The organism is Leucobacter holotrichiae (assembly GCF_055791005.1).
The window spans coordinates 23,510-44,145 of sequence record NZ_JBVUAC010000009.1 but is presented as its reverse complement, the minus strand read 5'-3'; the positions used below and the strand labels follow the sequence as shown (position 1 = coordinate 44,145).

Sequence of the window (20,636 nt, the reverse complement as noted above, 5' to 3'; positions counted from 1 at the left end):
TCAGGTACCCACCGAGGCGCCTATTCCTTGATGACTACGAACTCTCCGTCCTCGACGCGTTGGAAGGTGAGGTCACCGACGCGATCACCGCCTTCGTCGAAACTGATCTCACCCGACACTCCCGCGAACCCCTCCGTTGCTGCAATGGCCTCGGCGACAGCTGCGCGATCAGTCGATCCCGCGCTCTCCATCGCCTGGGCGGCGATGTTGGTGGCGTCGTACGCGAGTGCGGCCCAGGAACTCGGCTCCTTGTCGTACTTCGCCTTGAATGCTTCGACGAAGGCGCTGGCTTCTGGACTGTCATCGCTGGCGGAGAAGGCCGAGTAGACTTCCACGCCTTCCCCGTTAGCACCTGCGAGATCCAGGAAGAGCGGGCTGGCCGCACCGTCCGAAGCGAAGATCGGCAACTCGGATCCGGCGTCGCGGATCTGATTCACGATCTTGCCCGCCTCCGTGTAGAAGCCGCCGATGAAGACCGCATCGGGGTCGTCCTTCAGCGCCGCGTCTACCGTGCTGGCGAAGTTCACGGTGCCCAGTTGGTAGGCCTGCGAACTCGTGACCGTTCCTCCGGCCTCCTCGATGCCCTCCGAGAAGGCATCGGCGACACCCTTCCCGTAGTCGTCTTGCTGATACAGCACCGCGACCTTCTTCACACCTCGGTTCTCGGAGATGAACTTCGCCGCTTCTGCACCCTGATAGGCGTCAGTGAACACGGTACGGAAGAAGATGTCGCTAGCTCCGCTCAACTCGGGAGACGTTACCGCCGACGCGATGATCGGCAAGCCGCACTGGGTGTAGATCGGCAGCCCGGACAACGCGACGCTCGAGAAGCTGAAACCGAGAACTACCGGAACCTCGGCGTCGTCGCAGAACTCCTGCGCAATCACGGGACCGTTGGCGGGTTTGCCCTCGTCATCCACGCCGTCGAGAGCGAGATCGCGACCCAGCACCCCGCCACCCGCATTGATCTCCTCGATCGCGAGGTCGATGCCCTCGCGCATCTCAAGGCCGTAGCTGGCGAAGTCACCCGACAGAGTGGCGGTGTACCCGATGGGGATGGCACCCTCCGAGTTTCCCCCGTCGCCCGAGCCATCCGAGCCTCCGGAGGAGCACGCGCTCAGCGCGAGCACCGCGATCCCCGCGACGGCCGCCAGCTTGGCTGTTCTCTTGCTCAACATTCTCATCACTTCCGTCGGTTCGGAGGTCAGTCGATCGTCTCGATCGTCATCCAGTTTTCAAAGCAGTGATTCGCTGCGAGTGAGGTGACGCCGATCGTAGCGCGGCCACCAAGGCCGTTCTCCTCGCCGAACACGTCTCGGAAGAGATCGGTGGCACCCGAGGAGACCAGGTTCACGTCCACGAAGTCCGGCGCAGCGACGACGAAGTTCAGCGAGTTCACCAAGCACTTCACTTTGTCGAGAGAGCCGAGTGCGAGGCGCATAGTTCCCAGGCAGTTCAACGCGGTTTGGCGCGCCTCGGCGTAGCCCTGCTCGATGGTCACCTCGGCTCCGAGACGACCGGCGTGCGTCGGCTGGCCGTTGTGCCCGACGATATCGGCCACATGGCCCGAGAGGAAAAGCAGATTTCCGGTCTTGTGAAACGCCTTCATCGAGCCGTAATGGGTCCCGTGGTAGCCGCCGTTGCTGTAATCAGGGATATCAAGGCCCAGCTCCGCCACGCGTGCTTCATATGAAACAGTCACTATGTTTCTCCTTCTGATCGTCATTGATACATCGGAATAGTCGGATTATTGGTCAGACCAAATGACCGACTGTTGATGATGCTACAGCGATCGGAGAAAGAGCAAAACCCCGCGGCCGGATATTTTTCGAGCCCGCAACAAGATCGATACACGGCGGGTGCCTCGGCCCGGGTGCGGCGGATCCGAACGGCACCCATACGCGAAAGGCGGAAATCGCATGACGTGCGTGCGCACGTCATGCGATTTCCGCCTTTCGGGCATTATCACTTAAGCCCGTAAGTGATAATGATCAGCTCGAGAATTATCAGTCAGCGCGTAGCCGCGTGCTCGAGCCGCTGGAGGAGTGAGGGTCGGCGGCCGTACTACGACGGGCCGCCGCCAAGGCTGCTACTGCGGCTGCAGCCCCAGGTCGTCGAGGCCGATGGCGTAGCGGTACTCGTAGCCCGCTTCTTCGATGCGGGCCTTCGCCGGGGCCTGGCGATCCACCACCACGGCCACCGCCGCGATCTCGGCACCCACCTTCTTCAGCGCCTCGATGGCCTTCAGCGGCGACCCGCCGGTGGTCGAGGTGTCCTCGACCACGACGACGCGCTTGCCCTCGAGGTCGGGGCCCTCGACCTGACGCCCGCGGCCGTGGTCCTTCGGCTCCTTGCGCACCACGAACGAGTCGTGTACCTTGCCGCGCGCGACGCCCTGGTGCATGATCGCTGAGGCGATGGGGTCGGCCCCCATGGTGAGGCCGCCGACCGCGACCACACCGTCGATGTCGTCGATGAGATCGAGCATCACCTGTCCGATGAGCGGAGCCGCACGGTGGTCGAGGCTCAGCTTGCGCAGATCGATGTAGTAGGTGGCCTTCTTGCCGCTCGTGAGGGTGAAGTCGCCGTGGAACACGGCCTCGCTCGTGATGAGGTCGATGAGCTGTTCGCGCGCAGTCGTCATGGGATCGATTCTATCCGCCGCCGGCCCAGCCAGACGGCCCAGCCCATTCCCTACCCGCCAGCCCAGCCACCCGCCGCCAACCCATCGCTAACCCACCCGCCGCCACCCCAGCAGACACCCACCCATCCGTCGCCAACCCACCCGCCGCCAGGGAGGAGATCGCGTTTCAGGCGGGCGAATCTGCCGGGAACGGACCGCATGGGAGACGATCGCCTCCCTGGCGGATGGTGGATGACGGATGGTGGATGACGGATGACGGATGGCGGATGACGGATGGCGGATGGCGGATGCCGGCTGCCGCACGGCCGGATGCCGGCGCTGAGGTACCGTGGGGGCCATGGGGACCAAGGGGCCGCAGGATCCGATCGACGCGCTCGCCGCGCTCGCCGCGCTCTTCGAGCATGGCCCAGCCGCCGTGCTGACGGGGGCGGGGGTCAGCACCGACTCCGGCATCCCCGACTACCGCGGCGCCGGCACGCCGCCGCGCACGCCGATGAGCATCTCGCAGTTCATGCACGACGAGGCCTACCGCCGCAGGTTCTGGGCGGGTGCGCGCGTCGGGTTCCTGCGCTCGGCGAACGTCGCGCCGAACGCCGGGCACCTCGCGCTCGCACGGCTCGAGGCCGCGGGACGCATCGACGGCGTCATCACCCAGAACGTCGACAACCTGCATCGGAGGGCGGGATCGCGCACCGTCGTCGAGTTGCACGGCAACGGCAGCGTGATCCGCTGCGTGGACTGCGGCAACCGGTGGAGCCGCGCCGAGGTGCTCAGCTGGTTCGACGATCTCAACCCCGGCTTCGCGGAGGAGCACGCGGGGGCCGAGATCGCTCCCGACGGCGACGCCAGGGTCTCGGACACGGATCGCGTGGAGGTGCCGAGCTGCGCCGTGTGCGGCGGGATCCTGCGCCCCGACGTGGTCTACTTCGGCGAGACCGTGCCGCCCGAGGTCTTCGCCGTGGCGGAGACTCTCGTGCGCGACGCGAGCGCCCTGCTGCTCGTCGGCACCTCGCTCGCGGTGAACACCGGCGTGCGGCTCGTGCACCGGGCGGAGCGGCGCGGGATCCCGGTCGCGGTGATCAACCGGGGCCCGACATCGGCGGATCACCGCGAATCGACGCGGGTGCGAATCGAGGGCGGCACGAGCGAGACGCTCACCGCCCTCACCGCCGCACTCGGCTGAAGTCGCGCGACTACTTCACGCTCTCGAGGAAGTTGCGCGTGCGCTGCCGCTGCGGGTTGTCGAGCACTTCGCTCGGCGGTCCGGCCTCGACGACCACTCCCCCGTCCATGAACACGACCTGATCCGCCACCCCTCGCGCGAAACCGATCTCGTGCGTCACCACGATCATCGTCATGCCGTCACGGGCGAGCTCCTTCATCACGTCGAGCACATCCCCCACGAGTTCTGGGTCGAGCGCCGAGGTCGGCTCGTCGAAGAGCATGAGCTTCGGATCCATCGCGAGCGCCCGGGCGATGGCGACGCGCTGCTGCTGACCGCCCGAGAGCTGGGCAGGATAGTGCTTCGCGAACTCGGAGAGTCCGACGCGCTCGAGCAGTTCGAACGCCTGCTTCTTCACGGCCTCGCGGCTCCGCTTGGCCACGCCGACCGGAGCCTCCATGATGTTCTCGAGGGCGGTGAGGTGCGGAAACAGGTTGAAACGCTGGAAGACCATCCCGATGTTCCGCCGCTGCTTCGCGATCTGGCGGGGCGTCATCTCGTGGGTCTTCTGCCCGTTCTGCCGGTAGCCGATGAGGTCACCGTCGACGATGATTCGACCGCCGTCGATGGTTTCCAGGTGGTTCACGCAACGAAGCAGCGTCGACTTGCCCGACCCTGACGGCCCGAGCAGAACCGTCACCGACCCCGCTGGAACGGAGAGCGAGATGTCGCGCAGCACCTGGTGCGCGCCGAAGCTCTTGCGCACCCGGCGGATCTGCACGAGGGCGTCGGGCGAGGGCGCGGTCGAGGGCTCCGCGGGCGCATTGATCTCGGTCACGCTCATTCTCCAATCACCTCTACGACGTTGGTCGGCGGGGCCGGGGCCGGACCCGGTTTGCGGTTCCCCAGAGCAGCCTTGACCCGCTGGAGCGGCGTGGGCGGCAGATTGCGCGAACTCCCGCGCCCGAAGCGACGTTCGAGATAGTACTGCGGCACCGAAAGGACGCTCGTCATGAAGAGATACCAGATGCTCACGACGATGAGCAGTTCGACCTGCTTGAGGTTCGACGAGGAGATAACGGAGGCCTGCGTATACAGCTCCATCACCGCGATCACCGAGAGCAGCGACGTGTTCTTCAGCATCGAGATGAGTTCGTTGCCCATCGGCGGAATGATGACTCGCATCGCCTGCGGCAGAAGAATTCTCCGGAAGGTGTAGAGCGGCGCCATCCCGAGCGAGTACGAGGCCTCGCGCTGCCCCTCGTCCACCGACATCATGCCGGCTCGCACGATCTCGGACGAGTAGGCTGCCTGATTGAGCGTGAGCGCGAGCAGACCGGCGACGAACGGGGTGACCAGGGCGTTCGTATCCATCGACCAGAAGACCACGTCGGTGAGGGGGATGCCCAGGCGGATCTGATCGAAGAGCAGCCCGAGATAGCCCCAGAGCACGATCTGGACGAGCACCGGCGTACCGCGGAACGCCCACACGTAGAACCAGGCGACGCTCACGAGAACGGGGTTGGAGGACAGGCGCATCGCGGCGATGATGATCGCCAGCACGGTCGACACCACCATCGAGATGACCGTGATGAGGATGGTGAGCCAGACGCCCTCGAGGATACGGGCGTCGAAGATGAACTCGCCGACCGCGTCGAAGTCGAGATTCGGGTTCGTCGCGATGACCGTGACGAACCACACGACGATGGCGAGCACGATGACGGCGCTGATCCACCGCCAGGGGCGGCGCAGAGGGATCGCCTCGACATCATCCTCGGTCGAGAAGACCCGGTTCGGCTCTGTGTGAGCGGGGAGGACGGTCGAAGCGTTCACGAGGCGTCGGCCCCCTGGTTCACCTCGGCGGATTCGACGGCGTAGGCGCCGATGTTGTTGCGGTCGAGCACCTCCTGGTACGTGCCCTCGTCGATGAGCGCCTGCAGCGCGGCCTGTACCGCCTCGATGAGCTCGGTCTCGCTCTTGAGCATGCCGATGCCGCTGTAGACCGGGTTGAAGCCGGAAGGATTTTCCGGGTCGCGCACGATCTCGAACGCGTTGCCGTCGTCGGTGGTGGCGACGACGTACTCCGCCACGACGGCGTCTGCCGTATAGGCCTGACTCTTGCCGGCACGGAGGGCCGTCTGCGCATCGAGGTCCGAGGGGAGTTCCATCACGTTGATGCCGCAGTCCATCGCACGCAGCAGGTCTCCCTGCACGGTCGCCTTCTGCACGGAGACGGTGAGTCCGCACAGGTCCTTCTGCGTGGTGATCCCCTCGGGGTTGCCCTTCTTCACGGCGATGGCGAACCCGCCATACGTGTAGTCGACGAAGCTCAGCGTCTCCTGGCGCTCGGGGGTATCGTTCATGCCGCTCATGATGATGTCGTTCCTGCCGGCTTGCAGCGAAGGAATCACCGAGTCGAAGGCCTGCTTGTTCAGGGAGACATCGATGCCGAGCTTCTGCCCGATGAGACGGCCGAGCTCGGGATCGAATCCGATCTCCCGGTTGTTCTCGTCGTACATGGCCATCGGCGGGAAGGGGATATCCACAGCCACGTCGATCCGCCCCTTGTCGACGACGCTCTGGGGAAGCATCTCCGTGAGTTCCGGATCGACGGTCGTGCTGATCTCGTCGCCCACGGGCAGGTTCGAACCCTCGGAGCTCTTCGCGGGTTCTGCGCCGCCCGAATCGCCGCCGCCGTTCGCGCAGCCTGTGGCGGCCAGCGCGAGAACAGCCGAAGCAGCTATCAGTGCGAGTGTGGTCTTCTTCATGAGTGCTCCTTCGTCGTTGGAGGATTGCGTGGGGGTCGGGGTGGGCGGCAAGGGGCCTCGCCGCCCGCCGTGGACTAGTTCAGTTCGTCGAGCAGCGGGGCGTGCAGCCGGAGCAGATCCTCGTAGGTCTCCCGCCGCGTGACGAGCCGCGCCTCTCCGTCGCGAACGAACACGATGGCGGGCTTGAGCGCACCGTTGTAGTTGTTCGCGAGCGTGTAGTTGTAGGCGCCGGTGCCGGGCATCACCACGAGATCGCCGGGCTTCGCCGGCGGCATGGGAGCGCCGTCGATGAACAGGTCGCCCGACTCGCACTGGCGGCCCACGAGTTGCACCGTCTCGGTCCAGGGCTCGTCGATGCGATCGGCCAGCAGCGCTTCGTAACGCTGATCCGTGAGCGCGATGTCGAGGTTGTCGGCGAGGCCGCCGTCGACGGCGACGAACACGTCGCCCGTGCGCTTCACCGTCACCACGCGGTAGAGCGTGACTCCGGCGCGGGCCACGATCGAGCGCCCGGGTTCGATCATGATGCGGGCTCCTGCGGGCAGGTGCTCGCGCGCGGCGGCGACGATCGCGTCGAGGTACTCGTCCACGGTCGGAGGCGTCTCGTCGTAGGTGTACTTGACCCCGAGGCCGCCGCCGACGTCGTAGGTGCCGAATTCCCCGACCGTCGAGATCTTGGCCACCGCCTCGGCGAACTGATGCGTGTTGAGGATCTGGGATCCGATGTGCAGGTGCACGCCCTCGAACTCCATGAGCGGGTGCGCACGCATGCGCTCGATCGCGCGCACCGCCTGCTCGACCGGCAGCCCGAACTTCGACTTCGCACCGCCGGTCGCCTGCGAGGCGTGCGTCTCGGCGTCCACACCGGGGATCACGCGCAGCAGCAGCTTCTGAGGCCGCTCGAGCAGACGCTCGAGGCGGTCGATCTCGTCTTCGTTGTCGACGATGATCGCGCCGACGCCGGCGTCGAGCGCCATCCGCAGCTCGGCGTCGGTCTTGGCGTTGCCGTGGAAGTGCAGCTTTTCGGGGCGCACCCCGGCGGCGAGCGCCAGCTGCAGCTCTCCTCCGCCCGCCACGTCGACCGACAGACCCTCCTCATGCGCGATGCGGTACATGCCGGGCACCGGCAGCGACTTCGATGCGAACAGCACCTCCGATTCCGGCCAGCGATCCCGCATTCCGTCGACGAACCGGCGGATCTGCCTGCGCAGGCCGGCCTCGTCCATGATGTGCAGCGGGGTGCCGTACCGCTCGGCGAGTTCGGTGACGCCCACTCCTCCGATGGCCAGTTCGCCGCCGGCGGGTCCGTCGATGCGAGACGACTCCTCGGGCAGGATGCTCCACAGTTCGCCGAGGCGGGTCCCCTCGGTTGCCGGCTGGGCGAGAGTCTGATCGTTTGCCAAGAGTTCCTCCGTACACATCGTTGCGTGACCACCATATGGGCGGGAACTCTTCTCCGTTTTGTGTTTTTCCTATATTTTTAACGAATGAGAAGAGCATTTTCTACAATCACTCCTGAGGTATCCGTCACACTCACCGAGCTCATCGCCGAACTGGGACCTCACTCCGCGACTCTGCTCGGCGCGCCGCCGGAAGGCCGAGCAGTACGGGACACGGAGTTCCACGATGCGCTCGAGGAGCTTCCCGACGAACCGGATACGCTGCTGCTGGCTCCCTCTGCAGCCCACGAGATCGGAGCGGCACTCGAGCTTCTCGCTCGAGAGGCGGCGCGCCTCGGCTATGCCGCGATCGCAGTGAAGTGCCACGACCGCGATGTCGAGCGCCTCACCGCGCTCTCGCTCGCGATCGGCATCCCATTCGTCAGACTGAACGAACGCGTGAGCTGGCGCATATTCGATGCGCTTCTCGCGCAACTCCTCGGAGAGCATCGTTTCAGCGAGGACACGCATCGCGATCGCGGGGCGGAACCGCTCTTCTCACTCGCGAACGAACTCGCGGAGTTCTTCGGCGGTTCTGTCGCGATCGAGGATCTCGGGCGTCGGATCGTCGCCTACTCATCCGTGCCCGGTCAGCTCATCGACCGGTTGCGCACCCAGGGCATCCTCACCCGCCGGGTACCGGACTCGCCGTTCAACGACGACCAGTACCGCACCGTGCTCCGATCGGAGCGACCGCTGAAGTACCCGCGCCTCGACGACGAGGAGCCGCGCGTGACCTTCGCCATTCGCGCAGGCACCCTCCCGCTCGGCACGATCTGGGCGATCGACGCTTCCGGAGAAGGCGAACTCACACCGCAGCAGGAGGAGCGCATGCGCGGCGCCTCGGCCCTCGCCGCTTCGCATATGCTCGATGACCTCCGCGTGCGGCGCGCCACCCAGCAACCGCGCGAGGACCGTCTCCGCACCATGCTCGACGGAAACGACGTCGTGGGGTCGGAGTTCGCCGAGCTCGGGGTGTCCGAGGAGCGCGGGGCCGTGCTGGTGGTCTTCTCTCCGCAGCGGGAGGAGCACGTCTCCGTGCCCGCTCAGCTGCGTTCGCTCGTGCAGCGCCATTTCGCGCTGCAGCGTCCCGAGGTCGTCACTGCGGTTCGCGGCGGACGCGTGTACGCGCTCTTCGAGCTCGAGCTCTCGCGCCGGGTGCACGAAGTCGTCGAACCCATGCTGCCGGTCATCGGTCGCCTGCTCGGCGACGGCGTGCGCGTCGCGCTCCCGGGGATCGCTCATCGCCCGGCCGAGGTCGCGCCACTGCGGACACTCGCGGATCGCCTCTTCGCCGTCGATCCCGCGCGCTCCGACGCGAGAGCCGATTCGCCTGCACGCCCGAGCCCGCCGAAGGGAGCCGTCGGCCGAATTCTCACGGTCGAGGCGCTGCGCCCCGAACTCGTCTTCGAGCGCGTATCCGCGCTCCTCCAGGAGGCGCCCGAGCTGTGCTCGCCCGAGCTCGAGCGCATGCGCACCGAGGATCCGTCAGTGACCGAGACGCTCGCGGTCTGGTGCGGCTGCTTCGGCAACGTCGCGCGCACGGCGCGAGAGCTCGGGATCCACGAGAACACCGTGCGCTACCGGCTCGGCCGCGCGCGCGAGCACTACGGCGTCGCCCTCGAGGATTCCGACGAGCTGCTCGTCGCGTGGCTGCAGTTGCGCAGCACTCACGGCAGCAGGGTGAATCCCGATTCGTAACGCGTCTTGCCGAGCGCGGCCATGATGATCTGCAGAAAGCCCATCGCTTCGAGTTCGCGTGCGCGCGTCAGCGGGCCGGCGTCGACCGCCCGCATTCCCGCCGCCTCGATGAGCTCCCTGACGGCCTCCTTCGCGTCGGCGTAGTCGCCGGCGAACAGAACGGTGGTGGTCGTGGTGCCGTTCGTACCGGAGACGAGCGTGTCGCCGAGGTTGACGTTGAACGCCTTCACGACAGCCGCGCCCTCGGGGAGTTGACGAGCGAGCTCGGCGGCGGTCGAGGAGTCGGGCGGCGACTTCAGCGCGTCGTACGTGGAGAAGTCGATCGGGTTGCTGATGTCGATGACGACCCTCTCACCGATCTGATCCCGGTAAAGCTCGAGGATGCTCGGATACGCCGAATAGGGGACGGCGAGCACGACGAGATCGCCGGTCAGGTCGTCGCCCATGACCCCGTACTCGAACCCGGGGCGCGCGGCCGACGGACTCGCGGCGCTGCGCTTGATGATCTGGATGTTCGAACCGGCTCGTGCGGCGACTTCGGCGATCGCCGCGCCCATCTTGCCGCTGCCGATGATGCTGATCGATGTCATGCGACCGGAGTCCTCCTGAATCGGTTGAGTGCCTGCTCTGCGACCTTCTGGGCGTCGTAGTCGAACACCGCGCTCCGGCGGAAATCTCGGCCGACGCGGATGTCGGCGTCGCGCTTCTCGAGGTTCGCGAACTCGTACTGCGCGTCGAACATGGCCCCGGCCCTGCGGGAGCCGTTCTGCAGAATCGCCGTGCGCTGCATACGCACCGCGGTGTAGCGCCGGAACGCCTCCGGGATATCAGCGGTGGTTTCGGCGGCCGCGAGGAAGGTGGCAAGGGCCATGCTGTCCTCGATCGCCTGGTTCACGCCCTGGCCCTGGTGCGGCAGCATGGTGTGCGCCGCGTCACCGAGCAGGGTGATGGGTCCGCGCGACCAGTTGGTGAGGGGTTCGTGATCGAAGAGACCCCACCAGAAGGTCTTCTCGATCGCTCCGATGAAGCGCTGGAGCCTCGGATCCCAGCCATCACCCGCGAATTCGGCGGCGAGTTCGCTCACTTCCGCGGGCCCCGACCAGGGTCCGTGGAGCGGCCTGTCGCTCGGAATGCCGGCGACGAAGTTGAACAGCTTGCGCTGCTGCAGGGGGTAGCACATGAAGTGCCGGCTGTTCCCCATCCAGACCTGGCTGATCATGGGCCAGTCGTCGGGCAGGCGGGACGCGTCGACCACGCCGCGGTAGACGAGGTATCCCGAGTAGACGGGCTCCGGATGCTGTCCCACGGCCTTCCGCACCACCGAGTGGATGCCGTCTGCTCCGACTACCGCGTCGAAGACCTCCTGCACACCGTTGTCGAACTCGACGCGAACGCCCGAGTCCAGCGTCTCCACCGACGTCAGCCGGTGGCCGAGGCGGACCGTGTCGGGGTCGACCTCGCCGGCGAGGGCATCGATGAGGTCCGGCCGGTACATGCCGATGTTCCGGTACTGCCGACCCGAATCCTCCCAGGCCGCATCCGTGACGAGGTTGCCCATCGCGTCCAGATAGACGCCGTGCCCGTCCGGGACCGCTCCCACCCGCCTGATCTTCTCGAGCACGCCGAGCCTGTCAAGCACGCGCGCCGCGTTCGGGGCGACCGTGACGCCGGCCCCGACCTCACCGAGCCTGCTGGCTTGCTCGAAGACGGTGACCTGGACGCTGGCGATCCTCGTCAGAGCGATCGCGGCGGTGAGCCCGCCCATCCCCCCGCCGATCATCGCGATTCTGGTGGCCTGACTTACCATTGCTTCTCCTTGTCTGGACTGCGCAGCACGCACGATCCCTATCGGGCTCCTGCGAACTCGGGGACCGGGGTGCGCGACGCGAACACGGTGGCTCCGCTCGCCTGCTCGGCCTCGTGATCGGGACCCAGTGGAATCCCCGAGCGATCCCGCAGGCACAGCGTCGCCGCGCCGCCGAGAAGGGAGGCCGCGAGGAGATACCCCGAGACCGCGGCGGTCGTGCCGGTGGCGTCGAGCAGCATCTGCGCAATCATCGGTGCGAACGCACCGCCCAGGATCGCCCCGATCGCGTAGGTGATCGAGACGCCCGAGAAGCGGATGGAGGCGGGGAATATCTCGGAGTACCAGGAGGCCAGCGGACCGTACGTGAGACCGAGACTGGTCGAGATGAGGATCAGCGCGGCGTAGAGGCCGGGCAAACCCCCGTGGTCGACGAGCCAGAAGACCGGGAAGACGACAAGGGCCTGCAGCGCGAAGCCGATGAGGAACGTGGCCCGCCGGCCGATCGCATCGGAGAGGCGTCCGGCGATGAGCGTCGAGAAGAACCACACGGCGGCCGCGACCGCTGCCGCGACGAGCACGGAGGTGGTGTCGAGGCTCTGCGCGTTGATCGCGTAGTTGTTGAGAAACCCGCCCGTCGTCATGTAGCCGAGGGTGCCGTTGCCCGCGAACACCAGCGCAGCGAGGATCACGAGGTGCCAGTGGTGCTTGAACAGCGTCAGGATCGGAACCCGAGTCTGCTTGCCGCGCTCCGCGATCTCGGCGAAGACGGGGCTCTCATCGACCGAGCGGCGAATGACGAAACCGACGACGATGAGCACGATGCTCACGAGGAACGGCACTCGCCACCCCCACTGGAGGTACGCTTCGCCCGGGGAGACGAGGCCCGTCATGAGAGCTGTCATGCCCGACGCGAGGAGGAAGCCGAGCGGAACCCCGAGTTGCGGCCACGACCCGGCCCGGCCGCGGCGATTCGCGGGCGCGTGCTCGACGGCCATGAGCACCGCGCCGCCCCATTCCCCGCCGGCGGAGAGGCCCTGCAGGATGCGCAGGATGAGCAGCAGGATCGGTGCCGTAACGCCGATCTGAGCGTAGGTCGGCAGCAGGCCGATGAGCGTCGTCGCGGCGCCCATGAGCACGAGCGTGATGACGAGCATCGCGCGCCGTCCGACGATGTCGCCGAAATGCCCCGCGAGGAATGCGCCGAGGGGACGGAAGAGGAATGAGATGCCCACGGTGGCGAAGGAGAGCAGCAGCCCGATCTCCGCCCCGGCCGGCTGGAAGAAGAGCTGCGCGAACACCAGGCCCGCGCTCGTCGCGTAGATGAAGAAGTCGTACCACTCGATAGTGGTGCCGATGATCGTCGCGAGGGCGATCCGGCGTTGCGAGGCCGGCCTCGCGGCGGTAAGAGAGGAGGTCATCGTGTTGTCCCTAAACGTCATTGTCGCCTTCGCTCAGAAGGACGGGAAAGCTGCTCCTCCTATCCTGAAGCGCCTCGCACTGCGTGTAAATCACGGTAATATGAGGAACAAATTTGGTTTGACTGAAGAATTCATCACGACGGTGAGAGGCATATGGTCGACGTGAGCCTGCGGCAGCTGGAGCTGTTCGCTGCCCTCCCCAACTTCCCCACCCTCAGCGCTGCGGCATCGCATCTGCACATCTCGGAGTCCGCGCTGTCGCAGGCCATCACGAGCCTCGAGCGAGCGGTGGGAGAGCAGCTGTGCGTGCGCCGCAAGGCGCGCGGCCTCACCCTCACCCCGACGGGTCAGCAGTTCGCCCAGCAGGCTCGCCGGATCGTCGCCGACACGCAGGAACTGGTGCTGGGCGCGGGGCGCGGTCAGGAGTTACGGGGGCCGGTGAAGCTCGGCTGCTACTACACCTTCGCCACGAACGTGGTGCCGGAGCTCCTCGAGGGTTTCCCCAAGCGGCACCCCGGGGTGCACGTCGACGTCATGGTCGGCACCAATGAAGAACTGCTCTCCGCCCTCGAGGCGGGCCGCCTGGACGTGGCGCTCGTCTACGACGTGTCCCTGCCGGTCGGATACCGGCGCCGCCGAATCTACCCGACCGAGCTCGAGGTCCACCTGCATCCGGAACATCCGCTCGCATCCGCCGACACCGTGGATCTCCCGGATCTCGCCGCCGAACCATACATCCAGTTCGATGCGACCCCGGGCACCGTCAACGTCACGGATGCCTTCGCCGCCCGCGGGCTCGAGCCCACGATCGAGGCCCGGGTCACGGAGATGGGCCTCGTCGAGGCGCTCGTCGGCCGCGGAGTCGGGTACGGGCTGCTCATGTGGCGACCCAACACGCTTCCGATGAGCCCGGAGGGCCGACCGGTGGTCGTGCGACCGCTCGACCCGCCCGTCACCGTCACCCACGTGGTGGGCATCTGGCCCGAGGACATGAACCTCACGCCGCGCGCATCGTCCCTGCTCGACTTCGCCGAGGAGCGACTCGGGGCCCTCACCCCAGAGAGCCGGTGAACGTCATCGCGACGAGCGTCGTCGCCGTGACGAGCAGGGAGAGCGCGGCGCCGAGCAGGAGCGGCCTGATGCCGGCGGTCCGGATCGCGCGCAGATCCGTCGACAGGCCGATGCCCGCGAGCGCCGTCGCGACGAGGAACACACTGACCGTCGTCAGGGCGTCGACGACGGACGGCGGGACGACGCCCGTCGAGGAGACGGCGGCGACGGCCAGGAAGCCGACGAGGAACCAGGGCACGAGCCGCAAGGCACGGCCCGGCGTCATCCGCCGGCCTCCCTCATCGCCGCGGCGCCCCTCCACGACCGCGAGCCCTACGCTGATCGGGATGATCATCAGGGTGCGCACGAGCTTCACGACCACGGCGAAGCCGAGCGCCGAGGCGCTGAACACGCTCGCGGCCGCCACCACGGAGCTCGTGTCGTTGACCGCCGTGCCCGCGAAGAGCCCGAATGCGTGCGGCGTCATGCCGAAGGCCCGGCCGATCGCGGGAAAGGCTCCGACGGCGATGACGTTGAAGAGGAAGACCGTCGAGATCGCATAGGAGATGTCGGAGCTGCGCGCCCGGATCACGGGCGACACGGCCGCGATGGCCGAGGCACCGCAGATCCCGGTGCCGACGCCGATGAGGATCCGCAGGTCCCGGTCGACCCGCATGGCTCGGCCGATTCCCCACGCCGCGGCGAGGCACACGACGAGCGAGCTCAGCATCACCGGCAGCGATTCGGCGCCGACCCTGACGATGCTCGCGAGCGAGAGCTGCGCGCCCAGCAGCACGACCGCGCACTGCAGCACGAACTTGCCCGCGTAGCCGACTCCCGGCGCGAAACGAGCCGATGGCCGGCGCACGCACGCGACCGCGACGCCGATCACGACAGCGGGAATGGCCGAGCCGAGGAGAGGAACGGCCTGCCCGATGACGGTCGCGACGACCGCGATCGCGGCGCAGACGAGCGCGCCCGGGAGCACCTCGCGCCCACGCGCTACGAGCCGGACCGGGAGTGTCGAGACGGGAGTGAGCTGCATGCCTCCAGCCTGCCCGCACCGGGTGCCTGCGGGTAGCCGACAGCCGCTTGCCGGCCACAATCTGAGGTTGTACCCTGAGGTATCATGCCCAGCCCCACACTCGCCGAGCTCCGCCTCCTCGACAGCGCCGTGCGGCTCGGCAGCTTCTCGGCGGCCGCCCGTGAGCTCGGCATATCCCAGCAGGCGGTCTCCTCGAGGATCCGGGGGCTCGAGCGGCTCGCGGGTGTCGAGCTCGTGCGACGCTCCCCCGCCGGTGTCGTGCCGACCGCCGACGGGGACGCCGTGCTCGCTTGGGCGCGGGACGTGCTGGCGGCCGCCGATCGGCTCGACGAGGGCCTCGCGGGGCTCCGCGGCGCACCGGGCCGCACGCTGCGGGTCGCGGCGAGTCAGACGATCGCCGCGCACCTGCTCCCCGGGTGGCTCGTCGAGCTGAGGAACGCGCAGAGCATTGCGGGTCGGACCCCCGCGGAAACCGCGCTGCGCACGGCGAACAGCAGCGATGTCGTCGCGCTCGTGCGCGGCGGCGAGGCCGACCTCGGCTTCATCGAGTCACCTGAAGCGCCCGCGGACCTCGGGGCGGTCGCCGTGCGGCACGATCGTATGGTCGCCGCGGTCGCCCCCGAGCACCCGTGGGCGGAGCGCGCCTCGATCCCTCTCTCCGACCTCGCGACGATCGCGCTCGTCGCGCGCGAATCCGGCAGCGGCACCCGCGCGGCGTTCGAGGAGGCGGTCGTGCGCGCACTCGGCCGCGAACCGAATCCCCCGCTCGTCACGCTCGCGACGGAGGCGGCGGTGCGCTCGGCCGTCGCCCGAGGGGTCGCGCCCGCCGTGCTCAGCGAGCTCACCGTGCACGACGATGTCAGGCTGGGGCGCATCCGCGCCATTCCTATCGCGCCGGGGCCGATCCGGCGACCGTTCACCGCGATCTGGCGTGGATCCCGCCGCGACCTCTCAGGCGTCAGGCGCGAGCTCGTCGCGATCGCGGCTGCGTACGACGGCTCCGACGTGTGAACAGTCGTCGTCGACCGGCACGGCCGAGCCCTCAACCATGCCGCCCGGCCGCTATTCGGAGGCATCCGCGGCGTCGACCGCGAGCTCGGGCGGCTGCCGACGGAACCCTCGGGTCGCGATCGCGAGGATCACGATCCCGACCCCCAGCCAGGCCGAGCCGAGCATGATCGCGTGCACGTCGAGCTGCGTCAGCAGATATGCGATCACGATCATGCCGATCGCGGGGCACACGACGTAGAGCAGCGCGCTGTGCGCGCGGCCCTCGCGCCGCTCCCGCATCCAATAGGCGATGACCGAGAGGTTCACCATGATGAAGGCGAGGAACGCCCCGAAGTTGATGAACGAGGTAGAGGTGGCGACGTCCATGAAGATGGCGATGAGCCCGACCGCGGCGATGGCGAGGATGCTGAGCACGGGGGTGCGGAAGCGCGGGTGCAACCGACCGAAGAACGAGCGAGGGATCACGCCGTCGCGGCCCATGGCGTAGAGCAGGCGGCTCCCCGCAGCCTGCGCGGCGATGCCGGAGGTGAACTGCGCGATCACGAGAGCCGCGAGGAACACCGCTCCGAAGAAGGCGCCGCCGATGCGGTTCGCGATCTCGAACGCGGCGGCGTCGGCGTTCTCGAACACGCCCCCCGGGTGGACCAATTGCACGGCGTACGAGACGACCACGAAGATACCGCCTCCGATGAGCGCGATGAGCATGATCGCCTTCGGCACAGTGCGCCGGGGCTCGATCGCCTCCTCCGTCAGCGTGGTCACGGCGTCGAAGCCCAGGAAGGAGTAGGCTGCGATCGCCGCGCCGCCCGCGATTCCGGCCGCGCCGGCGTCGATGCCCGTGAACGGCGTAGCACTCACGAGCCCCGCCGCGCCGTCGGTGCGCGCGACATCCGCGAACGCGAGCACCACGAAGAAGACGATGACGAGGATCTGGAAGCTCATGAGCACGAGGTTCACCCGGTCGGCCACCTTGATACCGATCACGTTGAGCACCGTCGTGATCATGATGAAGGCGATGATCCAGACCGGCATCGGCACGGCCGGGAACTGCGCCTGGAGGTAGGAGCCGCCGATCAGCCAGATCACCATCGGCAGGAACAGGTAGTCGAGCATGGTCGCCCAGCCGACGAGGAATCCGACGCGGCCGTCAATCGTGCGTCGGACGTAGGTGTACGCCGAGCCCGCCACGGGGAATGCCGCGGCCATCCGGCCGTAGCTGTTCGCGGTGAAGAGCATGGCGACGAGTGCGAGCAGGTAGGCGCTCGCGCTCGCGCCTCCGGTCTCCGAGGCGATGACGCCGAAGATGCCCAGCACGATGAGTGGGGTGAGGTAGGCCAGTCCGAAAATGACGAGCGAGGGCAATCGCAGGGTGCGGCTGAGGCTCGGCGGTGCAGCGGCGGATGTCGACATGGGTACTCCGTTGTTCCAATCGGGGGGTGGCTCCCTGGCCTGGACGGCCGGGAGAGGTCAATGCGATGCGGGCCCGGATCCGGGCGCCCAGCGCGCGGGATCGATCCGTCCTTCGTACATCGGCAGCGGGACGGGATCGTCGCCGGGCAGGAACTGCGCCCACGGTCGGTTCGTGCCGCTCGTGCCGTCGCGACGCACGCCGATCACACGGTCGGGGTCGAAGCGGACGACGAGGGTGTCCTCCCCCAGGCCGGCCTCGCCGATGACCCAGCCCTCAGGATCCACCGCGATGCTGCGGCCTCGGCCCACGGGCTCCGCACAGTTCACGCTAAACACGTACACCTGGTTGACGATGGCGTTCGCCCTGGCGAGCACCAGCTCCTGCTCGCGGTCCTGGCTCGTCGTCTTCACGACGTTGACGATGGCGTCGGCCCCGAGCCAGGCGAGCTGTCTGCTGTGCTCTGGGAACCAGGCGTCATAGCAGTTGGAGAGCCCGATCGACCCGTGGCAGCCGCCGCCGTCGAGCTCGGCCACCACGAAGTCCGTACCGGGCCGGTGGGGCTCGAAAGGACGCCAGGGGAACATCTTGCGATAGTGAGCCCGAAGCGCCCCCTCTGGGTCGAAGAGCAGCTCGGTGTTGAAGTATCCGTCCCCCGCGCGCTCGCCGATGCTGCCCGGGACGAGCCAGATGCCATGCTCGGCGGCGACGGACCCGAGTTCCGTGACGAACGGGTCATCGAGGGCTACTGCGGCGGCCTCGAGCACCTCGGCGCGCTCGGCCCCTGGGAGGTGCCCCGCGTCGTGCAGGTGCATCTCCGGGTAGACGAGCATCTCGATCTCCGGATGGGCCCCGAGCGTGCGCGCGACATCGTCACGGAAAGCATCGAGGCTCCGACCGACGGGGAGCGGTGCCCGCTGAGCGAGCCCGATCACAAGCACTCCGCGATCCATCGCCGGCCTCCCTGATATGTGAATTGATCAACTTGAACTTGATCAGTTTGATCAGTATATGTGGCCGGCTCGGTAGACTCAAGCCATGCCCGTTGCCCCTTCCGCTTCCAACGACGATGCCGTCGACCTCGCGCTCTTCACGGCGCCCGGCGCGGCCGCCGTCACGCGTTTGTCGGCGGTGGAGACCGTCCGCGCGCGGATTCTGCTCTCGATCGAGCACGCGCTGCTCGCTCCGGGAAGCCGGCTTCCCCGCACGGAGCTGATCGCCGCAGGTCTCGAAGTCAGCTCGATCACGGCGAGGCGCGCGCTCGAAAGCCTCGTCACGGACGGCGTACTCGTGCGTCGCCCAGGGCGCGGTGGCGGCACCTTCGTCTCGGATGCCCCCCCGCGCCTGCAGGACTCGTCCGTCTCGGCGTATCGGGCCGACGAGCAAGCGATCCGGAGTCTCATCGACCAGCGGAGCCTCATGGAGAGCGCCATCGCGCACGAGGCCGCACTGCGCGCCGCAGACGAGCAGTGCGATGAGCTCGAGGCCCTGATCGACCAGTCGCAGCGGGCCGCCGACTGGATGGAGCACCACGTGCCCGACGTCCGATTCCACCATCTCGTCGCGGAGATGAGCGGAATCCAGGAGGTGCCGGCCTACCTCGCCGTGTATGAGGCGCTTCTCCGATACTTCGTCCCCTACCCTCAGGAGCAGCTCGAAACCGGCCGCGATGAGCACCGCGCGCTCGTCGCCGCGTTCCGGGACCGCGATCCGGTGGCCGCGGTGGCGGTGACCCGGGCGCACGTCGGCTCGCTGCGGCGGGAGATGTTCGTCGGGCTCCAGCAGCGCTGAGCCCCCGGACGCGCCCTACTCCGCGCGGGCGATGCGGGTCATCTCGTCGCGAGGCACGACCTTGATGCGAGTGCGGCCCACTTGCTCGCCGAGCCCCAGCTCGTGCTCGTCGAGCCGGTGCCAGCCCTCGATCGTGGTGTAGGGCACCTCGCGCGCGTGCAGCAGCTCGGGGATCGCCTCGATCTCGGGGGCCTCCGGCTGCCACCAGCTCTCACGGTCCTCCATGAGGCACTCGAGCGTCTCCATCGCATCGCTCTTGGTGTGACCGATGAGCCCCACGGGGCCGCGCTTGATCCAGCCCGTCGCGTAGACGCCCGGGATCTGCTCGCCCTCGAGATCCTGCACCCGCCCCTGCGAGTTCGGGATCACGCCGCGGGCGTCGTCGAAGGGGATCTCGTCGAGCGGCGATCCGAAGTAACCGACGGCCCGGTAGAGCGACTGCATGGGGATCACCTCGAACTCGCCCGTGTCGACGATCCCACCCTGCCCGTCGGGCGCGGTGCGCTCGATCTTGAGCCCCGCCACGCGACCGTCCTCGACGACCACCTCGACGGGCTTCGACCAGAAATGCAGGTGCAGGCGGCGCGACGAGGCCTCGGTCTCCCCGGCCTCGCGCTGCCGCTGCTCAGCGCGCCACTTGTCCATGATGCGGGTCATCACCACGACCTGCTTGTTCTTCGACAGAGTCTCGTCGGCGTAGGCGTCGTCGACGTCGAAGTCGCGCTCGTCGATCACCATGTCGACGTCCCGTACCTCGCCGAGCTCGCGCAGCTCGAGCGGGGTGAACTTCACGTACTTCGGGCCGCGACGGCCGAAGAGATGCAGCTCCTCGATGGGGTTCTGCTTGAGCCCCTGGTAGACGTTGTCGGGGATCTCGGTCGACAGCAGATCGTCGGCGTGCTTGATCAGCATGCGCGAGATGTCGAGCGCCACGTTGCCGTTGCCGACCACACCGACCGACTGCGCCTCGAGCGGCCAGGTGCGCGGCACATCGGGGTGCCCGTCGAACCAGCTCACGAAGTCGGCGGCGCCGTAGGAACCCTCGGCGTCGATCCCGGGGATGTTCAGCGAGGCGTCGCGGATCGCCCCCGTCGCGAAGATCACCGCGTTGTAGTGCCGCTTGAGATCCTCCAGGGTGATGTCCTGCCCGTACCGCACGTTGCCGAAGTAGCGGATGTCGCCGCTGTCGAGCACCTCTCGGAGAGCCGTGATGATGCCCTTGATGCGCGGGTGGTCGGGCGAGACGCCGTAACGCACCAGACCGTAGGGCGCGGGCAGCTGCTCGAAGAGGTCGATCTCCACCTCGAAGTCGCGCTCCGCCTTCAGCAGCAGATCGGCCGCGTAGATCCCGGCCGGGCCCGCCCCCACGATCGCCAGTCGCATCTTGCTCAT

19 protein-coding genes are annotated in these 20,636 nt (G+C 67.6%); 5 read left to right on the top strand and 14 right to left on the bottom strand.

The window, feature by feature from the left end; genetic code table 11:
• Positions 1-20: 20 nt before the first annotated feature.
• The 3 genes from AC0KXF_RS11930 to pyrE all read right to left on the bottom strand — a co-directional run bounded on the left by AC0KXF_RS11930 (position 21) and on the right by pyrE (position 2,644).
• Entirely contained in the window at positions 21-1,175 is a 1,155-nt protein-coding gene (locus tag AC0KXF_RS11930) for an ABC transporter substrate-binding protein (RefSeq protein WP_473109399.1), read from the bottom strand.
• 29 nt (positions 1,176-1,204) lie between these two features.
• Positions 1,205-1,702, bottom strand: coding sequence for a RidA family protein (locus tag AC0KXF_RS11925; RefSeq protein ID WP_473109398.1), 498 nt, complete (start codon positions 1,700-1,702; stop codon positions 1,205-1,207).
• Positions 1,703-2,089: 387 nt separating this feature from the next.
• Positions 2,090-2,644: an orotate phosphoribosyltransferase gene (gene pyrE / locus AC0KXF_RS11920; protein ID WP_473109397.1), complete on the bottom strand. Its 555-nt coding sequence runs from the start codon at positions 2,642-2,644 to the stop codon at positions 2,090-2,092.
• A 337-nt stretch (positions 2,645-2,981) separates the two neighbouring features.
• Between pyrE and AC0KXF_RS11915 the strand changes: the two genes are divergently transcribed.
• Positions 2,982-3,827, top strand: coding sequence for a Sir2 family NAD-dependent protein deacetylase (locus tag AC0KXF_RS11915; protein ID WP_473109396.1), 846 nt, complete (start codon positions 2,982-2,984; stop codon positions 3,825-3,827).
• 10 nt (positions 3,828-3,837) lie between these two features.
• Here AC0KXF_RS11915 and AC0KXF_RS11910 read toward each other — a convergent pair whose 3' ends face one another.
• The 4 genes from AC0KXF_RS11910 to lysA all read right to left on the bottom strand — a co-directional run bounded on the left by AC0KXF_RS11910 (position 3,838) and on the right by lysA (position 7,977).
• Positions 3,838-4,650, bottom strand: coding sequence for an amino acid ABC transporter ATP-binding protein (locus AC0KXF_RS11910; RefSeq protein ID WP_473109395.1), 813 nt, complete (start codon positions 4,648-4,650; stop codon positions 3,838-3,840).
• Positions 4,647-5,639 (bottom strand): amino acid ABC transporter permease, encoded by a 993-nt coding sequence (locus AC0KXF_RS11905; protein WP_473109394.1) that lies wholly within the window; start codon positions 5,637-5,639, stop codon positions 4,647-4,649. Before AC0KXF_RS11905 ends, AC0KXF_RS11910 begins: the two co-directional genes overlap by 4 nt.
• Positions 5,636-6,574 (bottom strand): ABC transporter substrate-binding protein, encoded by a 939-nt coding sequence (locus AC0KXF_RS11900; RefSeq protein WP_473109393.1) that lies wholly within the window; start codon positions 6,572-6,574, stop codon positions 5,636-5,638. The genes AC0KXF_RS11905 and AC0KXF_RS11900 overlap by 4 nt, the downstream gene beginning before the upstream one ends.
• Positions 6,575-6,648: 74 nt before the next feature.
• Positions 6,649-7,977: a diaminopimelate decarboxylase gene (gene lysA, locus AC0KXF_RS11895; RefSeq protein WP_473109392.1), complete on the bottom strand. Its 1,329-nt coding sequence runs from the start codon at positions 7,975-7,977 to the stop codon at positions 6,649-6,651.
• Positions 7,978-8,061: 84 nt separating this feature from the next.
• On the opposite strand from lysA, the gene AC0KXF_RS11890 reads away from it, so the two are divergent.
• A complete protein-coding gene (locus AC0KXF_RS11890) occupies positions 8,062-9,714 on the top strand; it encodes a PucR family transcriptional regulator (RefSeq protein ID WP_473109391.1) in 1,653 nt (550 codons plus the stop codon).
• Here AC0KXF_RS11890 and AC0KXF_RS11885 read toward each other — a convergent pair.
• From AC0KXF_RS11885 to AC0KXF_RS11875, 3 genes are read right to left on the bottom strand one after another with little or no spacing between them, the layout of a single operon-like run.
• Positions 9,684-10,304 (bottom strand): NADPH-dependent F420 reductase, encoded by a 621-nt coding sequence (locus tag AC0KXF_RS11885; RefSeq protein ID WP_473109390.1) that lies wholly within the window; start codon positions 10,302-10,304, stop codon positions 9,684-9,686. The two genes, AC0KXF_RS11890 and AC0KXF_RS11885, sit on opposite strands and share 31 nt — an antisense overlap.
• Entirely contained in the window at positions 10,301-11,521 is a 1,221-nt protein-coding gene (locus AC0KXF_RS11880; protein WP_473109389.1) for an FAD-dependent monooxygenase, read from the bottom strand. The genes AC0KXF_RS11885 and AC0KXF_RS11880 overlap by 4 nt, the downstream gene beginning before the upstream one ends.
• Positions 11,522-11,559: 38 nt before the next feature.
• Positions 11,560-12,939: an MFS transporter gene (locus AC0KXF_RS11875; protein ID WP_473109388.1), complete on the bottom strand. Its 1,380-nt coding sequence runs from the start codon at positions 12,937-12,939 to the stop codon at positions 11,560-11,562.
• Between the two features lie 153 nt (positions 12,940-13,092).
• Here AC0KXF_RS11875 and AC0KXF_RS11870 point away from each other — a divergent pair, with 153 nt between their 5' ends.
• Positions 13,093-14,010, top strand: coding sequence for a LysR family transcriptional regulator (locus tag AC0KXF_RS11870; RefSeq protein ID WP_223045025.1), 918 nt, complete (start codon positions 13,093-13,095; stop codon positions 14,008-14,010).
• Here AC0KXF_RS11870 and AC0KXF_RS11865 read toward each other — a convergent pair.
• Positions 13,991-15,034 carry a YeiH family protein gene (locus tag AC0KXF_RS11865; protein ID WP_473109387.1) on the bottom strand — a complete coding sequence of 348 codons (1,044 nt, stop codon included), beginning with the start codon at positions 15,032-15,034 and terminating at the stop codon, positions 13,991-13,993. The two genes, AC0KXF_RS11870 and AC0KXF_RS11865, sit on opposite strands and share 20 nt — an antisense overlap.
• Positions 15,035-15,118: 84 nt before the next feature.
• Here AC0KXF_RS11865 and AC0KXF_RS11860 point away from each other — a divergent pair, with 84 nt between their 5' ends.
• Positions 15,119-16,045 (top strand): LysR family transcriptional regulator, encoded by a 927-nt coding sequence (locus AC0KXF_RS11860; protein WP_473109386.1) that lies wholly within the window; start codon positions 15,119-15,121, stop codon positions 16,043-16,045.
• A 51-nt stretch (positions 16,046-16,096) separates the two neighbouring features.
• Here AC0KXF_RS11860 and AC0KXF_RS11855 read toward each other — a convergent pair whose 3' ends face one another.
• Together AC0KXF_RS11855 and AC0KXF_RS11850 are read right to left on the bottom strand one after the other, a co-directional pair.
• A complete protein-coding gene (locus AC0KXF_RS11855) occupies positions 16,097-17,455 on the bottom strand; it encodes an APC family permease (protein WP_473109385.1) in 1,359 nt (452 codons plus the stop codon).
• Between the two features lie 57 nt (positions 17,456-17,512).
• Complete coding sequence (locus AC0KXF_RS11850) at positions 17,513-18,406, bottom strand: carbon-nitrogen hydrolase family protein (protein ID WP_473109384.1); 894 nt, start codon at positions 18,404-18,406, stop codon at positions 17,513-17,515.
• A gap of 85 nt (positions 18,407-18,491) precedes the next feature.
• Between AC0KXF_RS11850 and AC0KXF_RS11845 the strand changes: the two genes are divergently transcribed.
• Entirely contained in the window at positions 18,492-19,244 is a 753-nt protein-coding gene (locus AC0KXF_RS11845) for a FadR/GntR family transcriptional regulator (protein WP_223045030.1), read from the top strand.
• Between the two features lie 15 nt (positions 19,245-19,259).
• Here the strand turns inward: AC0KXF_RS11845 and AC0KXF_RS11840 are convergent, their stop codons facing one another.
• The gene (locus tag AC0KXF_RS11840) at positions 19,260-20,636 is read right to left on the bottom strand and encodes an FAD-dependent oxidoreductase (RefSeq protein ID WP_473109383.1); all 1,377 of its coding nucleotides are present in this window, start codon (positions 20,634-20,636) and stop codon (positions 19,260-19,262) included.